This window comes from Streptomyces griseicoloratus (genome assembly GCF_014534645.1).
In the GTDB taxonomy this organism is placed as follows: domain Bacteria; phylum Actinomycetota; class Actinomycetes; order Streptomycetales; family Streptomycetaceae; genus Streptomyces; species Streptomyces griseicoloratus.
Genome location: NZ_JACVQF010000150.1, coordinates 1 through 340, shown reverse-complemented (window position 1 = coordinate 340; position 340 = coordinate 1). Strand labels below are relative to the sequence as shown.

The window sequence follows — 340 nt, the reverse complement described above, 5'->3', positions numbered from 1 at the left end:
GCTCAGCAGGCCCAGCGCGAACATGTTCTTGCTGCGCTCGGCCTCCTTGCGGGACAGGTCGAAGTCCTTCAGCGCCTCGACCGTCAGCGTGGTCAGCGGCACCGGGTGGACGTTGTAGCCGTCGAGGGACCCGTCGTCGAGCGGGGAGCTGTCGTAGCCCACCTTCTGCATCGCCCGCTTGGTGAACTCGTCCGTGTTGACGATGATCTCCGCCCCGCGCGGCAGGTCGCCGACGTTCGCCTTCAGGGCGGCCGGATTCATCGCCACCAGCACGTTCGGTGCGTCACCCGGGGTGAGGATGTCGTGGTCGGCGAAGTGCAGCTGGAACGAGGACACGCCC

Annotated in this window: 1 protein-coding gene; it reads right to left on the bottom strand. The window is 67.4% G+C overall.

Annotated elements, in window-relative coordinates:
- Positions 1–340 (bottom strand): 2-oxoacid:acceptor oxidoreductase family protein (locus tag H0H10_RS04520; RefSeq protein ID WP_188179495.1); only part of this gene is annotated, 340 nt, incomplete at both ends.